Source organism: Methylobacterium aquaticum (genome assembly GCF_001043915.1).
GTDB lineage: Bacteria > Pseudomonadota > Alphaproteobacteria > Rhizobiales > Beijerinckiaceae > Methylobacterium > Methylobacterium aquaticum.
Map to the genome: position 1 here is coordinate 1 of NZ_LABX01000404.1, position 1,236 is coordinate 1,236.

Sequence of the window (1,236 nt, forward strand, 5' to 3'; positions counted from 1 at the left end):
GGTGCCGAGCGAGATGGGTCGCGCGTGCGTCGAGGTCGGCATAGCTCAGGCGGGTGTCGCCCCAGCGCAGGGCCTCGGCGTCGGGCCGTTCCCGCACCTGCCTGGCGAAGGCTCCCGTCACCGTCTCGGTCCCCGCCATGGGGGCAGGCGCCGACAGGGCCGGGGCGGGGAGCGGCGTGGCGATGCGCCCGAGCGGCCGGTCGCCCGATCCGCACAGCCCGTCCAGCAGCCCGGCCAGCAGCGCGCCGACCTGCTCCAGGCGTCCCGCCGCGGCGAGCGGCCCGTGCCCGTGCAGCTGCAGCCGCAGGCCCGCGCCCGCCGCCGCCGTCACCATCAGCGGGTAGTTCGCCCGCTCCACCCCCGAGACCGGGCCGAAGCGCGGACCGTCTCCATCCTGCGGGCCGTCCCGCAGCGCCGCCTCGACCGGATAGTTCTCGAACACCAGGAGGGTGTCGAACAGCGCCTCGCCGGCCCGGCCGGCCAGCCGCTGCAGCTGGGCCAGGGGCAGGTGGCCATGCTCGCGCAGCGCCAGGTTGTGCTCCTGCACGGCGCGCAGCCAAGGCCCGGCGGCCTGGTCGGGGTCGGGGGCGACCACCACCGGCAGGGTGCTGATGAACAGGCCCACGCTCGTCTCGGCCCCGGGCAGCTCGGCGGGCCGTCCCGCCACGGTGGCGCCGAAGCAGACCCGGGATCGCCCGGTGAGGCGGGCGAGCAGCAGGGCGACGGCGCCCTGGACCAGGGTGTTGAGGGTCACGCCCTCGGCCTGGGCGAAGGCCCGGGCGCGGTCGGCGGGCAGCTCCAGCGCGACCATGCGGGGCTCGCCCGCTCCAGCTCCCGCGAAGGCGTCGGCGAGGCGGGTGGGGTCGTCGAGGCCGGCGAGCGCCGCACGCCAGAACGCCTCGGCGTGCGGGTCGTCCTGGCGTGCGGCCATCCAGGCGACGTAGTCGCGATAACGGGCGGTGGAGGCGGGCAGGGGGGTGCCGCGGTACTGGGCCATGACCTCGGCCAGGAAGCGGGCGGCCGACCATCCGTCGAGGAGGATGTGGTGGTGGGTCCAGACCAGCCGGTGGCGCGCGGTGCCGTCGGGGGCGTCGGGCAGGCGGACGAGGAGGAGGCGCTGGAGCGGGGCGCGGTCGAGGGGCAGGCCGCGCTCGCGCTCGGCGGCGGCGCGGGCGTCGAGGCGGGCGTCGAGGTCGGGCTCGGGGAGGGGTTGGTCGCGCCAGTCCTCGCTCGGGG

General features: G+C 77.6%; 1 protein-coding gene. It reads right to left on the reverse strand.

The window, feature by feature from the left end; genetic code table 11:
- On the reverse strand, positions 1-1,236 hold a 1,236-nt coding region (locus VP06_RS32825; protein ID WP_048468019.1), incomplete at both ends, for a condensation domain-containing protein.